Origin of the sequence: Novosphingobium aerophilum, assembly GCF_014230305.1 — a bacterium.
In the GTDB taxonomy this organism is placed as follows: domain Bacteria; phylum Pseudomonadota; class Alphaproteobacteria; order Sphingomonadales; family Sphingomonadaceae; genus Novosphingobium; species Novosphingobium aerophilum.
In genome coordinates, this window is the sequence record NZ_JACLAU010000003.1 from 1 (window position 1) to 19,973 (window position 19,973).

The window sequence follows — 19,973 nt, forward strand, 5'->3', positions numbered from 1 at the left end:
ACCTCAAACTGCGCGCGATCATTTCGGAATGCTGCGCGGACAATTCTCGGAACGCTGCGCGCCATCACCTCGGATTCCCGCGCGCGATCAAATCGGAATGGTGCGCGCGATGACCTCGGAATCCGCAGCACAAGCTCGAAGGGTTCCGCACAGCCCCTGCTGCATCCAGCGGTGACATCTCTATCTGGCGGAAATAGTGTCTTCTCTAACCAGCCAGAACAAAGGTCCGAAGCCATGACACCCCTCCCGACCGGTCCCGCCCTGCCACGCCTGCTCGCCATAATGGCCCGGCTGCGCGATCCCGTGAACGGTTGTGACTGGGATGTCGCCCAGACCTTCGCGACGATCGTGCCCTACACGATCGAGGAGGCCTACGAGGTGGCCGACGCGATCGAGCGCGAGGATATGGCGGCCCTGCGCGACGAGTTGGGCGATCTGCTGCTGCAGGTGGTGTTCCACGCGCGCATGGCCGAAGAGGCCGGCCTTTTCGCGTTCGACGATGTGGCGGCCGCGATCTCCGACAAGCTGGAATACCGGCATCCGCACGTGTTCGGCGATGCACCGGACGACCAGTCGCGCGAGCAGCGCTGGGAGCAGCTCAAGGCACGGGAGCGCGAGGCCCGCGGGGCCACTTCGGCACTGGATGGCGTCGCCCAGGCCCTGCCGGCCTTGATGCGGGCCGAGAAGTTGCAGAAGCGTGCCGCCCGGGTCGGGTTCGACTGGACGGATACCGAAGGCCCGGCCGCCAAGGTCCGCGAGGAGCTCGACGAGCTGCGCGAGGCGCGCACCGACGCGGATCGGCTGGAGGAAGCGGGCGACCTGCTGTTCGCCGCAGTCAATGCGGTGCGCGCCCACGGGGTGGCACCGGAGGACGCCCTGCGCGCGGCCAACGCCAAGTTCGAACGCCGTTTCCGCGCGATGGAGCGCCTGGCGGAACAGGATGGCCAGCGCTTTGACGAGTTGACGATCGACCAGCAGGAAAGCCTCTGGCAGCGCGTTAAGACGGCCGAGTAAGCGTGATCTTGTCCGGCCGTCCCTAGGGCAGCCGGGTGAACCGTCCCAGGTCACGGGGGCTGAGCCGGACGGCAAGGCGCCGCCGCGGTCCCTCCTCCCCTTCCCCGGCGTCCTCGTCCGCCAGCACTTCGCCGTGGGCATGCAGCCAGGCAATCCGCTGCCCCGCGCTCGCGGGCAGGACGAAGCTGTGCAGCGCCGCGTCAGCGGTCAGCATGTCGGACAGGAGAGCGAGCAAATTCTGGCAGTTTTCGCCCGTAAAGGCCGATAAAGAAACGATCTTATCATCAGACCTGCGATTCCGCTCGGCCTCCAGATAGGCAATCTGATCTGCGTCCAGCAGGTCCCACTTGTTCCACACCTCGACCATCGGAACCGGGGCGGCCTCACCCTCGGCGCCGATGATCCCCAGGTCGGTCAGCACCTCCAGCACCTGCTGCTTCTGCGCCGCCGTGTCGGGGTTGGCGATGTCGCGGACGTGGACGATCACATCGGCCGCGGTGACCTCTTCCAGCGTGGCGCGGAACGCCGCGACCAGTTGGGTCGGCAGGTCCGAGATGAAGCCCACCGTGTCCGATAGGATCGCCTTGTCGATCCCCGGCAGGCGGATCGCCCGCATGGTCGGATCAAGCGTGGCGAACAGCAGGTCCTCGGCCATGACCGAGGCGCCGGTCAACCGGTTGAACAGGGTCGACTTGCCGGCATTGGTATAGCCGACCAGGGCGATGACCGGCCAGGGCGCCCGGCCCCGGCGCTGGCGATGCAGCCCCCGGGTGCGGCGGACCTGTTCCAGTTCGCGCCGCAGCCGGGCCATGCGGTCCCGGATCATCCGGCGGTCCGCCTCGATCTGGGTCTCGCCCGGGCCGCCCAGGAAGCCGAAGCCGCCGCGCTGGCGTTCGAGGTGCGTCCAAGAGCGGACCAGGCGTCCCGCCTGATAGTCCAGGTGCGCCAGTTCCACCTGCAACCGCCCTTCGGCCGTCGCCGCCCGCTCACCGAAGATCTCGAGGATCAGGCCGGTGCGGTCGATCACCTTGCGCTTGAGCTTTTCCTCCAGATTGCGCTGCTGGATCGCGGTCAGCGACCCGTCGACAATGACCAGCTCGGCATCTTCGCGGTTGCAGGCCACGGCGATGTTGTCGATCTGGCCTTCGCCGAACAGGGTGCCGGCCCGCGCCTCGCGGATCGGGATGGCGAAGGCTTCCACCACCACGATCCCGATTGCCAGGGCCAGGCCCCGTGCCTCTTCCAGCCGGGATTCGGTGTCCACGGCGACCCGCTGCCGCATCGCCGGGTAGACGATGACGGCGCGAGCCCCGCGGGAAACCTCACCCTTGAGGTCGTCGTTGTCGATCAGTCCACGTCCTCTTCGTCATCCAGCTCGCCGCCGGTGAGATCGACCGGGGTAACCGGCTGGATCGTCGACACGGCATGCTTGTAGGCAAGCTGCACATAGCCTTCGCGTTCCAGCAGCATGCAGAACAGGTCATAGGCGGCGACCCGGCCCTGCAGCATGACGCCGTTGACCAGGAACATGGTGACCTGCACCCCCGCGCTGCGGATCGAGGCGAGGAACACGTCCTGCAGCAGGCGCACCTTCTTGTTGGCCGTATCCGGACCGCTGCCGAACTGGCGCGCGTCGATCGGCTGGCTTGGCATGATGGTGCTGACCGCGTGCTTGTAGACCAGTTGCGACTGGCCATCGCGGCGCAACAGGATCGAGAAGTTGTCGAACCAGGTCACGATGCCCTGCAGCTTGACCCCCTTCACCAGGAACATGGTGACAGGGACCTTGTTCTTGCGCAGCAGGTTGAGGAACTGGTCCTGAAGATTGGGGCTGCCCTTGCCCGTGGGGGCCGGCGGCGGAGGTGCTTCGGGCTCGGCCTTGGGGGGACGAGGGCGGGCGGTAAGGGTGCGTCCGGTCACCAATGTGCTCCTTCTTCTTGGCAGCCGCCTAGTGGCGGTCCGCGATCTGGCTGGATCGCCCCGTGCGGGTGCGATTCAGCCGAAACCGAATGAAGGCTATCGGTTTCCGCTTGCCACGTAAATCAGGAAAAGGCGCAGAGGAGCGGCATCGCAAACCAATTCACGCGGGGACGGTCCGGCTGGACAGGCGGCGAGACGCGCAGCGGTTGGGCCTTCAGCCCTCCCCGTCGTCGGGCCCACGCTCGACCATGCCCAGAAGCTTGAGCTTGCGGTGCAGCGCCGACCGCTCCATTCCGATGAAGCTGGCAGTCTTCGAGATATTGCCGGAAAACCGCCGGATCTGCACCCGCAGGTATTCCCGCTCGAAACTCTCGCGAGCCTCACGCAGAGGCACGCCCATCAGCGTCGACATCCCCGAATCCCCACCGAGCCGCCCGCTGCCGATCTCCGGCGGAAGCATGTCCGCCTCGATCCGCGCCAACCGCTCGAGCGGCGTGAGGATGACCGTGCGCTCCACGACATTGCGCAACTGCCGCACGTTCCCGGGCCACTCGTAGGCCTGCAGCGCGGCCATGGCGTCGGTCGCGATCTCCGGCGGGGACACCCCCTGGCTTGCGGCGAAGCGGGCAAAGAAATGCTCGACCAGGGCCGGAATGTCGTCGCGCCGCTCGGCCAGGGCGGGCACGTGGACGGGCACGACGTTGAGCCGGTAGAACAGGTCCTCGCGGAACCGGCGCTCGGTGATTTCCTTTTCGAGGTTGCGCGAGGTGGACGACACCACCCGCACGTCGACCCGGATCTGGCGGTGCCCGCCCACGCGGACGAAGGCCTGCTCCGTCAGGACACGCAGGATGCGCGCCTGGGTCGACAACGGCATGTCGGCCACCTCATCCAGGTAGAGCGTGCCGCCGTCGGCCATTTCCAGCAGGCCGGGGCGGACCAGGTGCCCGTCCTGCTCCTCGCCGAACAGCTCCTGTTCGAACCGCTCGGGCGTGATCCGGGCCGAATTGACCGAGACGAAGGCATTGTCCGCCCGCGGGCTCCAGGCATGCAGCATCCGCGCGGCCACCTCCTTGCCCACGCCGGCCGGCCCCGAAATGAGCAGCCGGCTGCCGGTATTGGCCACCCGCTTGAGCGTGGCGCGAACCTGGTTGATCGCGGTGCTGCTTCCGGTGAATTCATAGAACCCGGTGTCGGAATGCTTTTTCAGTTGGGCATTCTCGCGGCGCAGCCGCTCCGTCTCGGTGGCACGGCCGACCAGATGGAGCAGGCGTTCCGCCTCGAACGGCTTCTCGATGAAGTCCATCGCCCCGCGTGAAATCGCGGAGACCGCGGTGTCGATGTTGCCGTGGCCCGAAAAGATGATCACCGGCAATTCGGGTTCGCGCACCTTGATGGCATCGAGCACTTCAAGCCCGTCCATCGGCGAACCGTGCAGCCAGACGTCGAGCAGGACCAGACTGGGCCGCCGCTGGTCGATCGCTTCCAGCGCGGCGCGGCTGTCGCCCGCGGTACGGCATTCGTAGCCTTCGTCGCTGAGCACGCCGGCCACCAGCTCGCGGATGTCGCGTTCATCGTCGACGATCAGGATATCGAGCGCCATCAGGTGTCCTCACGGGTCGCGGATGCGGGGTGGGTAACGGGAAAGGAAGTCATTCGGCGGCCTCGGGGCGATTGGCCTCCTGGCGGGCCAGCGGATCACGGGCGAAGGACATGCGCACCGTGGTGCCGCCGCCCTCGGTCGCGGCGAAACTCATCTCGCCGCCATGTTCCTCGATGATCTTCTTGACGATCGCCAGGCCCAGCCCGGTGCCCTTCTCACGCGTGGTCATATAGGGTTCGGTGATCCGCTCACGCTCGCTGGGCAGGCCGATGCCGTTATCGGCGATCATCACCGCCACGATCGCGTCATCACCCTCCATGGTCACCGCAATCCGGCCGCGGTAATCGACATCGGCCTGCCGGGCGCGCGCCTCGATCGCCTCGACCGCGTTCTTCAGCACGTTGGTCATGGCCTGGCCGAACTGGTGGCGATCGCACAGCAGCCGGCCCAGCGGCGGCCCATCCTCGGCGGCGCCCTCGGTCCGGAAGGCGAAGTCCAGATCGGGTCGCGCCACCTCCTGCAGGAAGACCGACTGCCGCGCCAGGTCGACCGGATCCTCGGCGCGGAACACGGGCTTGGGCAGCCGGGCGAAGGACGAGAACTCGTCCACCATGTTGCGCAGATCGCCGACCTGGCGGATGATCGTGCTGGTCAGCTCCTCGAACAGTTGGGGATCGCTTTCGATCTGGCGGCCATAGCGGCGCCGCAGCCGCTCGGTGGCGAGCTGGATCGGGGTCAGCGGGTTCTTGATCTCGTGCGCGATGCGCCGCGCCACGTCCGACCAGGCGGCCTGGCGCTGATCGAGCAGTTGGCGGGTGATGTCCTCGAAGGTGATGACGTGCCCCGTGCGATCGCGCGAGATGCGCACGGCCAGGGTCAGCAATTCGCCCCCCTTGCCATGCTGGATCACCGCACTGCGCTGACCCCGCTCGATCAGGCCGGCGATGGTGGGTGAGATGGTAGCCAGCGGCTCGCCGATGGGCAGCGCGCCGTCCTGGCCGAACAGCAGCGAATTGGCCGACGTGTTGATCAACTGGACCCGGCCGTCGCCATCGACCGAAATGATCCCGGCGCTGATCGATTCGAGCACAGCCTCGATGAAGGCCCGTCGTTCGTGGAGCTGCTGGTTGGCCTCGACCAAAGCGCTGGTCTGCCGTTCGATCTGGGCCGTCATGCGGTTGAAGGCGCGGTTGAGCAGGCCGATCTCGTCCGGGCCGGTTCGCCCTTCCACCCGCAGCGCATAATTGCCGCTGCCCACCCGCCGCGCCGCGCCGACCAGATCGTACAACGGCTTCACCTGATTGTCGGCAAACCGCAAGGCGAACCACACGGACAAGCCGACCAGCGCCAGACTGGCCACGAACAGGGCGACATTGAAGCGCAGCTGCAAGGTGCGCGCCCGCCGGGTCAGGACTTCATAGGCCCGCACGATGTTCTGCGCGCGCTGCCCCTGGCTGAAGGCCAGCAGGTCCGAGCTGCGCGCGGCGTAAAGGTAGATCCCGGCGTTGCGATCGATCGCCGTCACCGCCTCGATCCGGTTGGCATTGGCGCTCACCACCATCGGCTCCCCCGCCTCGAGGCGGCCGAGCACCTCGCGGGTCACCCGCTCGCGGTTGGAGTTCTTCTCGGGATCGACGATTGCGGCCGTGCGCAGTTGACCGTCGCGGCCGCGCTCGATGATCGCGCTCTCGTTGAGCTTGCGGCTGACGACCTGATAGGAATAGCCCTCGACGAAGGCGGGACTGGCGATCGGCGCCTGCCCAAGATAGTCGCGCAGGTCGCTGGCCATGGCCACCGTTTCGTTGCCGACGTCCCGCAGGTTCTGCTCGTAATAGCCCCGCGCCAACTTGTTGGCGTTCTCGAGCAGCCCGCGCGAGCTGTCCGAGAACCAGAACTCGACACCGGACTGGAACAGGTAGGACGCGAACACCACCACCAGCAGGGTCGGGATCGCCCCCAGCAGAGAGAAGAAGAACACCAGTTGGGTGTGGAGCCGGCCGGTGCCGCCCAGGGTTTCGGCGGCACGGCGCAGGGCCATGCGGCGGCCGAGCAGGACCAGCAGGGCCATGGCGGGAACCAGCGTTCCGACCAGCAGGGTGGCGGTCAGGTCGGACGGCATCAGCTCGCGGTCCGATCGCCCCTGGATCGTGGCGAAAGTGACCACGGTCATGGTGATGAAGGCGACGGTGGCGATGATTTCGATCAGGGCGAACAGGTTGGCGCGACGGGCCGAGACCTGCAACCGCCGCCGCCATCGCGGCCAGCCTCCTCGCCGTGCCGCGGCCCTTACCAGATCGCCGTCCGCCATCGTAACCGAATAACAACACTACTGTTGCCGATTTGCAAGAGGGATTGTCACCCCACCCGCTCGGCCTGCCGCAGCCCGGACCCGCCGACCTCAAACCTTGCGGACGAAGCCTTCCGGATCGAGCCCCAGCTCGGACAGTCGCTTGCGCAGGGTGTTGCGGTTGATCCCCAGGATCTGGGCCGCCCGCAACTGGTTGCCGCCGGTTCCGCGCAGCACCTCGGTGAACAGCGGCCGTTCGAACGCGGCCAGGGCGAGATCGTAGACCCGGCCGGCCGGCGGCGCCTCGACCTCGATCCAGCGCGCGACGGCGGCGCCGATGTCCGCCCCTTGCTGGGCCTGATCCGCCTCGTTGCGCTGGCTTTGCAGCAACAGGGGCTGGATCGTGGCCGCATCGACCAGGTCCTCGCGGGCCAGCAGCGCCAGCCGGTAGATGAAATTCTTCAGTTCGCGCACGTTCCCGCGCCACGGCTGGCGCTCCAGCAGCTCGGCCCCGTCCGTGGTGAGCTGGCGGCGCGGCAAACCCTCGGCGGCGCCCAGCTTGAGGAAGTGGTTGGCCAGAGCCTCGATGTCACCGCTGCGTTCGCGCAGGGCCGGCATGTGGATGGGAACCACGTTCAGCCGGTAGAACAGGTCCTCGCGGAACTGGCCGGCCGCGATGAGCGGTTCCAGGTCGCGATTGGTGGCGGCGACGATGCGCGTGTCGATCCTCACCTCCTCGCGCCCGCCGACCCGGCGGATCGAGCCCGACTGGAGCGCGCGGAGCAGGCGGGTCTGGGCCTGCATCGGCATGTCGCCGATCTCATCAAGGAACAGGGTGCCGCCGGTGGCCTGCTCGAACTTGCCGATGTGCCGCGCCACGGCGCCGGTAAAGGCCCCCTTCTCGTGCCCGAACAGCTCGCTTTCGATCAGGTCGGCCGGAATCGCCGCGGTGTTGACCGCGATGAACGGACCACCGCGACGGTGCCCCAACTGGTGGATCGCTTCGGCCACCAGCTCCTTGCCGGTGCCGGATTCGCCCAGGATCAGCACGGTCAGATCATTGCGCAGTACGCGGGTGATCATCCGGTACACGGCCTGCATCGGCGCGCTGCGGCCCACCAGCGGGAGGCCTTCCGGCTCGGGCCCGTCCTCGGCCGGATCGAGCATCTGCCCGCCTGCCCCCACGGCCTGGCGCACGGTGCGGGCCAGCTCGTCGATGTCGAAGGGCTTCGGGAAGTATTCGAAGGCGCCGGTATCGCTGGCCCGCACCGCGGTATCCAGGGTGTTCTGCGCGCTGAGGATGATCACCGGCATGTCCGGATGCAACGCCCGCACCGCCGGCAACGATTCGATGCCATCGCCGTCGGTCAGCTTGACGTCGGTGACCAGCGCCGAGAACCCGGTACGAGCCAGCAGGCGATCACGTTCGGCCACGGAATCGCAGTGATGCACGCGGAAGCCCTCGGCCTCCAGCGCGGCGGTGATGACGATCGCGATCGACTCGTCGTCCTCGACCAGCAGAACGGTCATGCCTCTCCCCTTGCCTCCTCGCCGCGGTTCCGTCGGACCTCCGGCGCAAGGGGCAGGTGGATCCGGAAATGGGTCCAGCCCTTCGCCTCGTCGCGCTCGTGCGTGATGCGCCCGCTCATGTCCCGCACCAGCTTGCGGACCAGGGCCAGGCCCAGTCCCTGCCCGCTCTTCTTGCTGGTGACGAAGGGCTCGAAGATGTGATCGCGCATGGCCGGATCGACCCCGGGACCATTGTCGCTCACCCGCAGCTCGATCGGCAGCCGAACGGGCTTGCCGTCGCTCACGGCATGAAGCTGTAAGCCGCTGGAGAAGCGGGTGCGCACCACGATGCGCGGGCCTTCCTGCCCGTGGCAGGCCTCTGCCGCGTTGGACAGCAGGTTGATCAGCACCTGCACCAGCGCATCGGCCCCGCCCAGCACTTGCGGCAGGGACGGATCAAACTCCTCCTCGATCCGCACACCGCGGCCCAGTGCCGTCCCCGCCGCATCGATCACCGCCCGGGCGCGGCGCACCGCCTCATGCAGATTGCACGGCGCGACCGGCTCGGTGGTCCGCCGCGACAGCGTCTGCATCTCGTCGATCAGCTTGGCGATGCGATCGACCTCGTCGGCGATGAGCATGGTCAGCGCCTTGTCGCGATCGGCCACCTTGCGGCCCAGCAACTGCGCGGCCCCGCGAATTCCGGCCAGCGGATTCTTGATCTCATGGGCGAGGATCTCCGGCGCGCGCAACACGGAGTCCTCGGCGGTCCCGGGGTCCTCGCCCAGCGCCTCGGCCGCGCTCGCGTCCTGCAGGGTCACCACTTGCCATCCCGGGGTCTCGGTCACCGGCGAGACGGTCACGTCCAGCCGGCGCGGACCGACGCCCAGGATCACCGCACCGGCATCCCGCGCCGACAGCGGCGCGTCCCGGTCCCCCACCCTGACCAGCAGGCGGGGCTCATCGAAGCTGACCAGATCGAACAGCCGCTTGCCCGATATGCGCCGCAGGCTCTGGCCCAGGAACTGCTCGGCCGCCGGGTTCGCGCCGGCGACCCGCTGGTCGGGATCGAGCAGGACCACGGCCAGCGACATGCTGGCCAGTTGCCGCCAGGCGTCGGGCGCGACCTGGCTTGCCGCCATGGCTCAGGCGGCCTCGCGCCGCAGCCGACCGCTGGCCGTCAGCCCCAGGTCGAGCAGCGGCGCGTAGAACGCGGTCAGCTCGCGCACGACCTGATCGGCATCGTCGATGAAGTTGACCCTGTTGCGGAACTCGGCCGAGCCCGGCAGCCCCTTGGTGTACCAGCCCAGGTGCTTGCGGGCCATGCGGACCCCGGTCATGCTGCCATAGTGCTGCAGCATGGCTTCGTAATGCTCTAGAATAACGTCAAATTGTTCAGCCAGCGTGGGGTCCGGCAGGATCTCTCCGGTCCGCCACCAGTGCATCACCTGGGCCAGGAGCCAGGGCCGCCCATAAGCGCCCCGCCCGATCATCACGCCATCGGCGCCCGACTGTTCCAGCGCGCGAGCGGCATCCTCGATCTCGCAGATGTCCCCGTTGACGATCACCGGGATCGACACCGCCTGCTTGACCGCGCGGACAAAGGCCCAGTCGGCGCTGCCCTTGTACATCTGGTTGCGGGTGCGGCCATGGACCGTGATCATCTTCGCACCAAGATCCTCGGCAATCCGCGCGAGCTCCGGCGCGTTGAGGCTGTCGTGGCACCAGCCCATCCGCATCTTGACCGTGACCGGGACTTTCACCGCCTTGACCGTGGCGGCGATCAGTTGGGTCGCCAGGGGGACGTCGCGCATCAGCGCCGATCCCGCATCACCATTCACCACCTTGCGCACCGGACAGCCCATGTTGATGTCGATGATGGCCGCACCGCGATCCTCGTTGAGGCGGGCCGCCTCGGCCATTTCGGCCGGCTCGCAGCCGACCAGTTGCATCGAGACCGGATCCTCCACCGGATCCCAGGCCGCCTTCTGGATCGACTGGCGCGTCTCGCGGATCGCGGCCGCGCTGGCGATCATCTCGGTGACGTTGAGGCCCGAGCCGAAGCGGCGGACGAACTTGCGGAACGGCAGGTCGCTCACCCCGGTCATCGGCGCCAGGATCACCGGGCAATCGATCTGGACCGGTCCGACGCGGATCGGCGCGAGCGCGGGGGGCGACGGGGGGGTGGTCATGGTTCTGCCGGGCCTGCCTAAAAAACAGGCAGCGCATAGTGGATTGTCCTTTGCCCCGCAAGCGATTACCCGCGCGCTCTGATGGCCTCCGAACCCAGCCCACCTCCCGGCCTGCCGCTCGGCGCTGCTGGCTTGCCAGCCGGAACCGCCGCGATCGTCGTCGCCGCAGGCGCGGGGCTGCGCGCGGGGCAACCGTTGCCCAAGCAGTTCGCGGTCTGGCGCGGCAAGCCGGTGGTCCGCCATTCGGTCGAGACCCTGGCCGCGGCCGGATGCGCCCCCGTGGTGGTCTGCATCCCCGAGGGCGGAACCGCGCTGGCCCAGGCCGCGCTCGACGGCCTGCCGGTCCGGCTCGTGACCGGCGCCGCCACCCGTCAGGGTTCCGTGCTGGCCGGACTGTCCGCGTTGGAACCGGATGCGCCACGGCTGGTCCTGATCCATGATGCGGCACGGCCGGTGCTGCCCCACTCCGTGATCGACCGGCTGGTGGCGGCATTGCAGGATAGTCCCGGCGCCATTCCGGTGCTGCCGGTGGTCGACAGCCTGTGCCATGACCACTCGGGCATGATGGGCGAACCGGCGGACCGCGCGGCCCTGCGCCGGGTCCAGACGCCCCAGGCCTTCCGGTTCGCCGCGATCCTCGCCGCTCACCGGCAGTGGGCCGGAACCGCCGAGGCGGGGGACGATGCCCAGGTAGCCCGTGCCGCCGGGCTCGATGTTGCCCTGGTCGATGGAGACGAAGCCTTGCACAAGCTGACCTTCGCCAGCGATTTCGCCGCCGCCGCGCCGCCGGTGCGGATCGGCACCGGCTATGATGTCCATCGCTTGAGCCCCGGGGAGGACCTGTGGCTGTGCGGCGTCAAGATCGAACATAGCCATGGCCTGGCCGGGCACAGCGACGCCGACGTGGCGATCCATGCCCTCGTCGATGCGCTGCTCGGTGCGATTGGCGCGGGCGACATCGGCAGCCACTTCCCGCCAAGCGATCCCCAGTGGAAAGGCGCTGCGTCCGACCAGTTCCTGGCCCACGCCCTGACGCTGGTGACCGGGTCCGGGCACCGGATCGGCAATGTCGACGTTACCATCATCTGCGAGGCGCCGAAAATCGGCCCCCACCGCGAGGCCATGCGCGCGCGACTGGCCGCGATCCTTGGCGTTGACATTGGCGCGGTCAGCGTCAAGGCGACGACCACCGAAGGCCTGGACGCCACCGGCCGGCGCGAGGGCATCGCCGCCCAGGCCGTGGCCACCGTGGTCCGCGACTGAGGCTGCACAGGAACCGATGATGCGAACGCTTGCCCTGCTCTGCTCGACCCTGCTGCTGGCCGCCCCGCAGATCGCCGCGGCCCAGACCGGCCCCTCCTGCCTGACCGCGCGCGAATTCACTGCGCTGTCGACCTATGCCCTTCCCAGCGTGATTTCCGGCACCAGCCGGGCTTGCGCGACGGTCCTGCCGAGCACGGCCTTCCTGCGCCGCAGCGGGGGTGATCTGGCGCAGCGTTACTCCGCTACGCGCGCACCGGTCTGGCCCGAGGCCAAGGCCGCCTTTCTCAAGATGACTGCCGCCCGCGACCCGGGCGCTGCCCAGCTGTTTTCGTCGATGCCCGACGATGCCCTGCAACAGATCGCCGACGCGGCGGTGTCGGGCATTGTCACCGGGCAGATCAAGCCCGAGACCTGCGGCACGATCGATCGGGTGCTCTCCCTGGTTTCTCCCCTGCCCGCCGAAAGCACGGCCGAACTGATCGCCATCGCCTCGGGCCTCGCGAGTCGGGCCGGCGGTGCCCGGCTAGGCAATGTTCCCCTGTGCAAGGCCTGACCCCGTGACCGAATCGCTGTTGCCCGCCGAAGTGCTCGCCCTGGCCCGCCGGGTGATCGAGGAAAATGCCGCGCTCGGTCGCACCGTGGCCGTGGCCGAAAGCTGCACCGGCGGGCTCGTCGCCGCGGCCCTGACCGAGATCGCGGGCTCCTCCGCCGTGCTCGATCGCGGCTTCGTGACCTATTCCAATGCCGCCAAGCACGAAATGCTGGGCGTGTCGGGCGATATCATCGACACCTTCGGCGCCGTCTCGATCGCTTGCGCCTGGGCGATGGCCGCCGGTGCTCTGAAGCGCAGCAGCGCGGATGTGGCCGTGGCGATCAGCGGGGTCGCGGGTCCGGGCGGAGGCTCCGACAACAAGCCGGTGGGCACCGTGGTCTTCGCCCGGGCGACCCGTGACGCGGCCGATCCCGAATCCGGCGATGCCGAAGAACGGCACTTTTCCGGCGAGAGCCGCGCCGCCGTGCGGCTTCAGGCGACGCTTTGCGCGCTGGAGCTGCTGCTGCCGTAGACCTGGGCGGCGCGCTGCTCGAAAGCGCCCACCATCTTGCGGAACGCCTTGTCGAGGTACTGGTTGGCCAGTTTCTGGAACAGCGCGTTGCGGAACGCGAACTCGACGCAGAAATCGATCTCGCAGGCGTCGGGACCGACCGGGCGGAACACCCAGCGGTTGTCGAGATCACGCAGCGGCCCGTCGACATAATGGACCTGGATCGTGCCTGCGCCGTCAGCACCATCCGGCGCACGCTTTTCCACGCGCGAGGTGAACTTTTCGCGCAGGGCGGAAAAGCCGACCAGCATGTCCGCGACCATCTCGGTCTCGCTGTCCGAGCGGACCCGCGTCGCGACGACCCAGGGCAGGAACTCGGCATAGCGGCCCACATCGGCCACCAGATCGAACATTTGCCGCGCACTCCACGGCAAGCGGCGGACCTCGTGAATGCGGGCCACCGGGTCAGCGCGCCCGCTGCTTGGCGAGCTGCGCTTCGCGGGCCGCGCGCATCTGGGCGAAGTCCTCGCCGGCATGGTAGCTTGACCGGGTGAGCGGGCTGGCCGCGACCTGCAGGAACCCCTTGGCCCGCGCGATCGCACCATAGGCCGAGAACGCCTGAGGGGTGACGAACTCCTTGACCTCGGCATGCTTGGGGGTCGGGCGGAGATACTGCCCCATGGTCAGGAAATCGATCTGGGCCGATCGCATGTCGTCCATCACCTGGTGAACCTCGAGCCGCTCCTCGCCCAGGCCCAGCATGATCCCGCTCTTGGTGAAGATCAGCGGATTGTGATGCTTGACCTCCTCCAGCAGCCGCAACGAGGCATAGTAGCGCGCGCCGGGGCGGATGGTCGGGTAGAGCCGTGGCACGGTTTCCAGGTTGTGATTGTAGACGTCGGGCCCGGCCGCGACGATCGCCTCGACGGCGGGGCGCATCTTGCCGCGGAAATCGGGCGTGAGGATCTCGATGGTGGTGTCCGGCGTGGTCCGGCGCAGCGCCTCGATCACCTTGACGAACTGCCCGGCTCCGCCATCGGGCAGGTCATCGCGGTCAACCGAGGTGATGACGATGTGCTCCAGCCCCAGCTTTGCCGCCGCCTCGGCCACGTGGGCCGGTTCATCGACGTCAACCTTGCGCGGCATCCCGGTCTTCACGTTGCAGAACGCGCAGGCCCGGGTGCAGACGTCACCCAGGATCATCACCGTGGCATGCCTCTTGGTCCAGCACTCGCCGATGTTGGGGCAGGCCGCCTCCTCGCACACAGTGTTCAGCTTCAGCTCGCGCATCAGGGCACGAGTCTCGCCATAGGCGCGGCTGGTTGGCGCCTTGACGCGAATCCAGTCGGGCTTGCGCTGGCGTTCGGGCGCTGCGGCAGGCGCGCTATCGGTGGGCTCGTTGGCGTCGGCAGCCGGCTGCGCGGTCTGCAGGTCGGGGGCAAGGTCACTCATGCTGCGCAGATAGGCGCAATGCAGGGCCCTTGCCAGAGGCAATTGGGGAGGCCATGAGGCGGGCCATGTCCGCTGCCCCATCCGCCCAGCTCGCCCGCCTGCTCGCCGGTTACCGCCGCTTCCGCCAGACCGGTTGGAACCCGAACCGCGAACGCTGGGCCACGCTGCGCGAGGGTCAGCAGCCGGAAATCATGGTGATCGCCTGCTCTGACAGCCGGGTCGATCCGGCCCAGATCTTCGATGTCGACCCGGGCGAGATCTTCGTGGTCCGCAACGTGGCCGCGATGGTGCCGCCGTTCGAGACCTCACCCGGCCTCCACGGCGTGTCGGCCGCGCTGGAGTTTGCCGTGCAGGTGCTGGGCGTGCGCGAGATCGTCGTGCTCGGGCATGGCCTGTGCGGTGGCTGCAAGGCGGCGCTGACCCAGGAGCTGCAGGGCGCCGAACGCGGCGAAGGCGGCTTCATCGCCGACTGGATCGCCCTGCTGGATGATGCGCGTGAGCCTGTGGTCGCCGCGCACGGCACCTCGGGCCGCGAGGCCGAGCGGGCGATGGAACTGGCCGGGGTAAAGGCCAGCCTGGGCAACCTGCGCACCTTTCCCTGTATCCGCCGCAAGGAACGTGATGGCGAGCTGCGGCTGACCGGGGCCTTCTTCGCGATCTCGGACGGCATCCTGCACGTCCTGGACGAAACGTCCGGTGACTTTCGACCCGCGACCTGATCCCCGAAACGATCGCCGCTGGCCGCGCACCATCGGTCGGCCGGGCCACCAGGTGATGGGGTTGTTTGCCAACACGACCGCCGAGCCCCCTTCCCGTTGGGGAGGGGCTGGGGGTGGGGGTTCCGCGTCAGCCTTCGAAAGCGACCCCAATCCCCAAAAACAAAGGGCGGCAGGTGACTGCCGCCCTTCGCTTATCACAGGATCGCCGCGATCAGCCGCCCTTGGCCTTCTGGCCGGCGAAGATCGCCCAGAGCTGGGCGATCGGCTTGCGCACGCCGTTGACCTTGCCGAAGGTGGCCTGGGCATCGGCGAACTTGCCCTGTTCGAACTGGGCGATGCCCAGACGGGTCAGGGCACGGTCCGCATCGACTCCCGGCTTGCCCAGGGCGGTCTGGTAGAAGCCCTCGGCCTTGGCCCACTGGTCATAGCTGAGGAAGGCGTCGCCTGCCGCCATGACCGTGGCGGTCGAGGCGGTGGGCAGCAGCGCGTCCTTCTCGAGCGGCGGCAGCGAGGCCTTGTCCGCGGCGAGACGGGCCTGGGCGATCGTCTTGTTCTCGTTCACGAACACGTCGCTGGGGCTGAGCTTGCCGCTCTTCACACCCTCGTCGAGAATCTTGAGGACTTCGGCCGGGGCGCGGCGGGCGTCGGCGGCCTGCAGGTATTCGGCATAGTCGCTGGTGTCGCGATAGCTGCCGGTGGCGTCCATCAGGCGCATCAGGTCCAGCGTCTCCTGCGCCTGGAAGCGACCGGCAGTGCGCGCCAGGCCGATGGCGTCGGCCCAGTTGTCGGTCGACGGGTAAGCCTCGACCAGGCCGGCGCCGAAGCCGAAGGCCTGCTCATAGGTCTTGGCCTTGTAGGCCACGCTCAGCCCGCGGATGTACCACTCCTTCGGCGGGACGGAGCCGGCAGCCTTGCGCGCGGTGATCGCCGCACCCAGGACTTCCAGCCCCTTGGGCAGCTCGTTGGTGGCGAAGTAGGTTTCAGCCAGCAGCGCCTGCACGTCGTTCTCGACATAGCCCGCAGCCACCGCGTTGGAGAATGCGGTGCGGGCGCCGGCATAGTCCTTGGCGTCGAACGCCATGCCGCCAAGATAATAGTTGTACTTGCCCAGTTCCGGGCCGGTCAGCTTGCCGCTGCCGATCACGGTTTCCAGGCCGGTCTTCATAAGGCCGCTGTCCTTGCCGGTCTGGCCGATCTGGATCGCGAAATTGCCCGCGAAGAACTTGTCGTCGACCGTCTGAGCGGCGGCGAGCGCAGCCAGGACCTTGTCCTTCAGCGCCGCGGCGCTGGCCTGGTCCTTGGCCTTGGCCATGTCGTTCTGCAGCGGGCCGGCCAGGGTGATGAACGCCTTGGAGAGCTTCGGCCCTTCGGCCTTGGCGTCCTTGGCTTCCTTGGCCAGCGCCGGAGCCGCCGTGGCCACCATGCCCCCGGCCAGACCCAACGCGAGCGCCGCGGTCAGGGCCGCGCGCGAAACGAACGTGCCGCCAGCGCGGCTGGAAATCGGGAACATGCTGCCTTCGTCTCCTTCCACTGTCCCGGCCCCCGGGGAGGAACGCCGCGATCAGGTGTTCAGCGCCAGGGCCTGCGCAAAGACTCCGCGCCGCCCTGGTGTCGCGCATGCAAATGACCGGAAAACTTTGCGATGGCAACACTGCGACGCGGTAATTCGCACCGCTTGAACGGCGATTGAATGGCCCCTCGCCCGGACCGTGCGGCATCGCCCGCAGCGCGGGCCCGCAACACCCCAGCGAGATGTGGAAAACGCCCCGTTTTCCTGCTTTTCACCCCCCTTCGGCTGGCCATCTCCGGCCGCTTGTCCTAGGGCCTCGGATACACATTTCCGTTCCAGAACAGAAAAGACTGCCGCAGCCGTGAGCGACGACACCGAAACCCTGGCCTCCCCCTTCCCCGCCGGCGAATTCACGCGCGTCGACATCGTCGACGAGATGAAGACGAGCTACCTCGATTACGCGATGAGCGTGATCGTCAGCCGCGCCCTGCCGGACGTGCGCGACGGGTTGAAGCCGGTGCATCGCCGCATCCTGTTCGCCAGCCAGGAAGGCGGTTTCGTCGCCGGGCGGCCCTATCGCAAGTCGGCCAAGATCGTCGGCGACACCATGGGTAACTATCACCCGCACGGCGACGCTTCGATCTACGACGCGCTGGCCCGCATGACGCAGCCCTGGTCGATGCGGGTGCCGCTGGTCGACGGTCAGGGCAACTTCGGCTCGATGGATCCGGATCCGCCGGCCTCGATGCGCTACACCGAAGCGCGGCTGGCGCGCGTCACCAATGTCCTGCTCGAGGATCTCGACAAGGACACGGTCGATTTCGTCGACAACTATGACGGCTCGCGGCAGGAACCTTCAGTCCTGCCGGCGCGGTTCCCCAACCTGCTGGTAAACGGTGCTGGCGGCATCGCCGTGGGCATGGCGACCAATATCCCGCCGCACAATCTGGGCGAGGTGATCGACGGCTGTCTGGCCTTCATCGAGAACCCCGCGATCACGATCGACCAGCTGTTCGAGATCATCCCCGGGCCGGATTTCCCCACGGCCCCCCTGATCCTCGGCACGGCCGGTGCGCGCAGCGCCTACCACACCGGGCGCGGCTCGATCATCATGCGCTGCAAGCACGAGATCGAGGAAGGCCGGGGCGATCGCCGCTCAATTGTGCTGACCTCGATCCCCTACCAGGTCGGCAAGTCCAACCTGGTCGAGAAGATCGCCGAGGCCGCCAAGGACAAGCGGATCGAGGGCATTTCCGACATCCGCGACGAATCCAACCGCGAAGGCGTGCGGGTGGTGGTCGATCTGAAGCGCGACGCCACGCCCGAGGTTGTGCTCAACCAGTTGTGGCGCAACACGCCCGCGCAATCGAACTTCCCCGCCAACATGCTGGCGATCCGTGGCGGCCGCCCGGAAGTCCTGTCGCTGCGCGACATCATCCAGAGCTTCATCACCTTCCGTGAAGAGGTCATCACCCGCCGCACCAAGTTCGAACTGAACAAGGCGCGCGACCGGGCGCATGTCTTGCTGGGCCTGGTGGTCGCGGTCACCAACCTGGACGAGGTGGTGCGGATCATCCGGGGGGCCCCAAATCCGGCGGCAGCCCGTGCGGCCCTGCTCGCGCGCGAGTGGCCCATTGGCGAGATCGCGCCCTACATCCGCCTGGTCGAGGCGATCGAGCCCAATGCCGAGCAGGAAGGCGGCACCTACCGCCTGTCCGAGATCCAGGTGAAGGCCATCCTCGACCTGCGCCTCCACCGCCTGACCGCGCTGGGCCGCGACGAGATCGGCGACGAGCTGAAGGAACTGGCCGCCGCGATCGAGGAATTCCTGTCGATCCTGGCTGACCGCAAGAAGCTCTACGCCGTGATGCGCGACGAGCTGGTGCTGGTCCGCGAACAGTTCGCCACCCCGCGCATGACCCAGATCGCGCCCGCCTGGGACGGGATCGAGGACGAGGACCTGATCGAGCGGGACGACATGGTCGTGACCGTGACCATGGACGGCTACATCAAGCGCACCAGCCTCTCCACCTTCCGCGCCCAGAACCGCGGCGGCAAGGGCCGCGCCGGCATGGCGACCAAGGACGAGGATGCCGTGGCGACAATGTTCGTCACCAGCACGCACACCCCGGTCCTGTTCTTCTCCACCGCGGGCAAGGTCTATCGCCTGAAGGTGTGGAGGCTGCCCGAAGGCGGACCGGCCACGCGCGGCCGCCCGATCGTCAACCTGCTTCCCGCGCTCGACAAGGACGAGACCATCGCCGCCGTCCTCCCGTTGCCCGAGGACGAGGCCGAGTGGGGCAAGCTTCATGTGGTCTTCGCCACGGCGCGCGGCAACGTCCGCCGCAATGCGATGGACCTGTTCGCCAACATCCCCAGCAACGGCAAGTTCGCCATGCGCTTCGAGGAGGGCAGCGACGATCGTCTGATCGGCGTCGCCCTGCTCGAACCGACCGACGATGTGCTGCTGGCCAGCCGGCAGGGCAAAGCAATCCGCTTCGCCGGGGACGACGTGCGCGAATTCCAGAGCCGCACCTCCACCGGCGTCCGGGGCATGATGCTGAAGGACGGGGACGAGGTGATCTCGCTGTCGATCCTGCACCGCGTCGGCACCAGCAGCGAGGAGCGCGAGGAGTATCTGAAGTTCGCGCCGTGGAAGGGCGAGAAGGACGGCGAACCCTCGCTGTCGGCCGAACGCATGGCCGAACTGGCAGGGCGTGAGGAATTCATCCTCACCGTCTGCGCCAACGGCTATGGCAAGCTATCCTCGGCCTACGAATACCGCCGCACCGGCCGTGGTGGCCAGGGCATCACCAATATCGACAACATCGCCCGCAATGGCCCGGTCGTGGCCAGCTTCCCTGCCAGTCAGGCGGACCAGTTGATGCTGGTGACCGACCAGGCCAAGCTGATCCGCCTGCCGCTCGACACGCTGCGCGTCATCGGCCGCGGCTCCGCCGGGGTGCGGCTGTTCAACGTCTCGGACGACGAGCACGTGGTCAGCGCCGTACGGCTGGCCGAGAGCGAAGGCGAGGACAGTGGCGCCGACGATAGCGCGTCAACCGAGGCGGAGGCAGGACCGGACGGCGGGGAATGACTGCCCCCACCGTCGCCTACAAGATCCTGACCGGCCCGCAGCACGAAGCCCTGCTGGCCGACCAAACCTTCGCCGGCGCGCCGATCGACCTGGCCGATGGGTACATCCACCTGTCCACGTCAGACCAGGTGGCCGAAACCCTGCGCAGGCATTTTGCCGGACAGGATGATCTGTGGATCGCGGCGGTGGACCTGCGCGCCTTGGAGGAGTCCGTCCGGTGGGAGCCCTCCCGCGGCGGACAACTGTTCCCGCACGTCTACGCCGCGCTGCCGCTTTCCGCCGTCATCGCGCAAGCGCCGGTCACATGGCTGGATGACACGACAGTACACCTGCCCTGATCCGATTTGACAAACCGGCGGATGCA

At 67.9% G+C, this 19,973-nt stretch carries 17 protein-coding genes; 7 read left to right on the forward strand and 10 right to left on the reverse strand.

The window, feature by feature from the left end; all coding sequences use genetic code 11:
- Positions 1 to 234 precede the first annotated feature (234 nt).
- On the forward strand, positions 235 to 1,014 hold the full coding sequence (mazG, locus tag H7F49_RS03510; RefSeq protein WP_185682190.1) for a nucleoside triphosphate pyrophosphohydrolase: 780 nt from the start codon (positions 235 to 237) through the stop codon (positions 1,012 to 1,014).
- A gap of 22 nt (positions 1,015 to 1,036) precedes the next feature.
- Here mazG and hflX read toward each other — a convergent pair whose 3' ends face one another.
- The 7 genes from hflX to dusB form a co-directional block, all read right to left on the reverse strand.
- Positions 1,037 to 2,362 (reverse strand): GTPase HflX, encoded by a 1,326-nt coding sequence (gene hflX / locus H7F49_RS03515; protein WP_328806510.1) that lies wholly within the window; start codon positions 2,360 to 2,362, stop codon positions 1,037 to 1,039.
- Complete coding sequence (gene hfq / locus H7F49_RS03520; RefSeq protein WP_185682192.1) at positions 2,362 to 2,934, reverse strand: RNA chaperone Hfq; 573 nt, start codon at positions 2,932 to 2,934, stop codon at positions 2,362 to 2,364. Before hfq ends, hflX begins: the two co-directional genes overlap by 1 nt.
- 214 nt (positions 2,935 to 3,148) lie before the next feature.
- Positions 3,149 to 4,537 (reverse strand): nitrogen assimilation response regulator NtrX, encoded by a 1,389-nt coding sequence (ntrX, locus tag H7F49_RS03525; protein WP_185682193.1) that lies wholly within the window; start codon positions 4,535 to 4,537, stop codon positions 3,149 to 3,151.
- 49 nt (positions 4,538 to 4,586) lie between these two features.
- Complete coding sequence (locus H7F49_RS03530) at positions 4,587 to 6,845, reverse strand: sensor histidine kinase (RefSeq protein WP_235981759.1); 2,259 nt, start codon at positions 6,843 to 6,845, stop codon at positions 4,587 to 4,589.
- A 90-nt stretch (positions 6,846 to 6,935) separates the two neighbouring features.
- Positions 6,936 to 8,354, reverse strand: a complete 1,419-nt coding sequence (locus tag H7F49_RS03535; protein WP_185682194.1) for a sigma-54-dependent transcriptional regulator — start codon at positions 8,352 to 8,354, stop codon at positions 6,936 to 6,938.
- On the reverse strand, positions 8,351 to 9,475 hold the full coding sequence (locus tag H7F49_RS03540; protein ID WP_185682195.1) for a two-component system sensor histidine kinase NtrB: 1,125 nt from the start codon (positions 9,473 to 9,475) through the stop codon (positions 8,351 to 8,353). The genes H7F49_RS03535 and H7F49_RS03540 overlap by 4 nt, the downstream gene beginning before the upstream one ends.
- A gap of 3 nt (positions 9,476 to 9,478) precedes the next feature.
- On the reverse strand, positions 9,479 to 10,525 hold the full coding sequence (gene dusB, locus H7F49_RS03545) for a tRNA dihydrouridine synthase DusB (RefSeq protein WP_185682196.1): 1,047 nt from the start codon (positions 10,523 to 10,525) through the stop codon (positions 9,479 to 9,481).
- An 81-nt stretch (positions 10,526 to 10,606) separates the two neighbouring features.
- Between dusB and H7F49_RS03550 the strand changes: the two genes are divergently transcribed.
- The 3 genes from H7F49_RS03550 to H7F49_RS03560 are packed head-to-tail and all read left to right on the forward strand — an operon-like array spanning position 10,607 to position 12,852.
- Entirely contained in the window at positions 10,607 to 11,788 is a 1,182-nt protein-coding gene (locus H7F49_RS03550) for a bifunctional 2-C-methyl-D-erythritol 4-phosphate cytidylyltransferase/2-C-methyl-D-erythritol 2,4-cyclodiphosphate synthase (protein WP_185682197.1), read from the forward strand.
- 19 nt (positions 11,789 to 11,807) lie between these two features.
- Positions 11,808 to 12,341, forward strand: coding sequence for a hypothetical protein (locus tag H7F49_RS03555; protein WP_185682198.1), 534 nt, complete (start codon positions 11,808 to 11,810; stop codon positions 12,339 to 12,341).
- Positions 12,319 to 12,852, forward strand: coding sequence for a CinA family protein (locus H7F49_RS03560; protein ID WP_214647634.1), 534 nt, complete (start codon positions 12,319 to 12,321; stop codon positions 12,850 to 12,852). Before H7F49_RS03555 ends, H7F49_RS03560 begins: the two co-directional genes overlap by 23 nt.
- On the opposite strand, the gene H7F49_RS03565 is transcribed toward H7F49_RS03560, so the two are convergent.
- A complete protein-coding gene (locus H7F49_RS03565) occupies positions 12,813 to 13,292 on the reverse strand; it encodes a type II toxin-antitoxin system RatA family toxin (protein WP_185682200.1) in 480 nt (159 codons plus the stop codon). The genes H7F49_RS03560 and H7F49_RS03565 overlap by 40 nt on opposite strands.
- 4 nt (positions 13,293 to 13,296) lie before the next feature.
- Positions 13,297 to 14,283 (reverse strand): lipoyl synthase, encoded by a 987-nt coding sequence (gene lipA / locus H7F49_RS03570; protein WP_235981763.1) that lies wholly within the window; start codon positions 14,281 to 14,283, stop codon positions 13,297 to 13,299.
- Positions 14,284 to 14,348: 65 nt separating this feature from the next.
- Between lipA and H7F49_RS03575 the strand changes: the two genes are divergently transcribed.
- Positions 14,349 to 15,002, forward strand: a complete 654-nt coding sequence (locus H7F49_RS03575; RefSeq protein ID WP_185682202.1) for a carbonic anhydrase — start codon at positions 14,349 to 14,351, stop codon at positions 15,000 to 15,002.
- Between the two features lie 211 nt (positions 15,003 to 15,213).
- Here H7F49_RS03575 and H7F49_RS03580 read toward each other — a convergent pair whose 3' ends face one another.
- Positions 15,214 to 16,512 carry a tetratricopeptide repeat protein gene (locus H7F49_RS03580; RefSeq protein ID WP_185682203.1) on the reverse strand — a complete coding sequence of 433 codons (1,299 nt, stop codon included), beginning with the start codon at positions 16,510 to 16,512 and terminating at the stop codon, positions 15,214 to 15,216.
- A 361-nt stretch (positions 16,513 to 16,873) separates the two neighbouring features.
- Between H7F49_RS03580 and gyrA the strand changes: the two genes are divergently transcribed.
- Entirely contained in the window at positions 16,874 to 19,609 is a 2,736-nt protein-coding gene (gene gyrA, locus H7F49_RS03585; protein ID WP_185682204.1) for a DNA gyrase subunit A, read from the forward strand.
- Entirely contained in the window at positions 19,606 to 19,947 is a 342-nt protein-coding gene (locus H7F49_RS03590; protein ID WP_185682205.1) for a DUF952 domain-containing protein, read from the forward strand. The genes gyrA and H7F49_RS03590 overlap by 4 nt, the downstream gene beginning before the upstream one ends.
- Positions 19,948 to 19,973 lie beyond the last annotated feature (26 nt).

Bases quoted from the DNA above. Each gene is read 5' to 3' on its own strand.
- mazG (WP_185682190.1), top strand. From the start codon at position 235: ATGACACCCCTCCCGACCGGTCCCGCCCTGCCACGCCTGCTCGCCATA.
- ntrX (WP_185682193.1), bottom strand. From the start codon at position 4,537: ATGGCGCTCGATATCCTGATCGTCGACGATGAACGCGACATCCGCGAG.
- H7F49_RS03530 (WP_235981759.1), bottom strand. From the start codon at position 6,845: ATGGCGGACGGCGATCTGGTAAGGGCCGCGGCACGGCGAGGAGGCTGG.
- H7F49_RS03535 (WP_185682194.1), bottom strand. From the start codon at position 8,354: ATGACCGTTCTGCTGGTCGAGGACGACGAGTCGATCGCGATCGTCATC.
- H7F49_RS03540 (WP_185682195.1), bottom strand. From the start codon at position 9,475: ATGGCGGCAAGCCAGGTCGCGCCCGACGCCTGGCGGCAACTGGCCAGC.
- dusB (WP_185682196.1), bottom strand. From the start codon at position 10,525: ATGACCACCCCCCCGTCGCCCCCCGCGCTCGCGCCGATCCGCGTCGGA.
- H7F49_RS03550 (WP_185682197.1), top strand. From the start codon at position 10,607: ATGGCCTCCGAACCCAGCCCACCTCCCGGCCTGCCGCTCGGCGCTGCT.
- H7F49_RS03555 (WP_185682198.1), top strand. From the start codon at position 11,808: ATGCGAACGCTTGCCCTGCTCTGCTCGACCCTGCTGCTGGCCGCCCCG.
- H7F49_RS03560 (WP_214647634.1), top strand. From the start codon at position 12,319: ATGTTCCCCTGTGCAAGGCCTGACCCCGTGACCGAATCGCTGTTGCCC.
- lipA (WP_235981763.1), bottom strand. From the start codon at position 14,283: ATGAGTGACCTTGCCCCCGACCTGCAGACCGCGCAGCCGGCTGCCGAC.
- H7F49_RS03575 (WP_185682202.1), top strand. From the start codon at position 14,349: ATGTCCGCTGCCCCATCCGCCCAGCTCGCCCGCCTGCTCGCCGGTTAC.
- H7F49_RS03580 (WP_185682203.1), bottom strand. From the start codon at position 16,512: ATGTTCCCGATTTCCAGCCGCGCTGGCGGCACGTTCGTTTCGCGCGCG.
- H7F49_RS03590 (WP_185682205.1), top strand. From the start codon at position 19,606: ATGACTGCCCCCACCGTCGCCTACAAGATCCTGACCGGCCCGCAGCAC.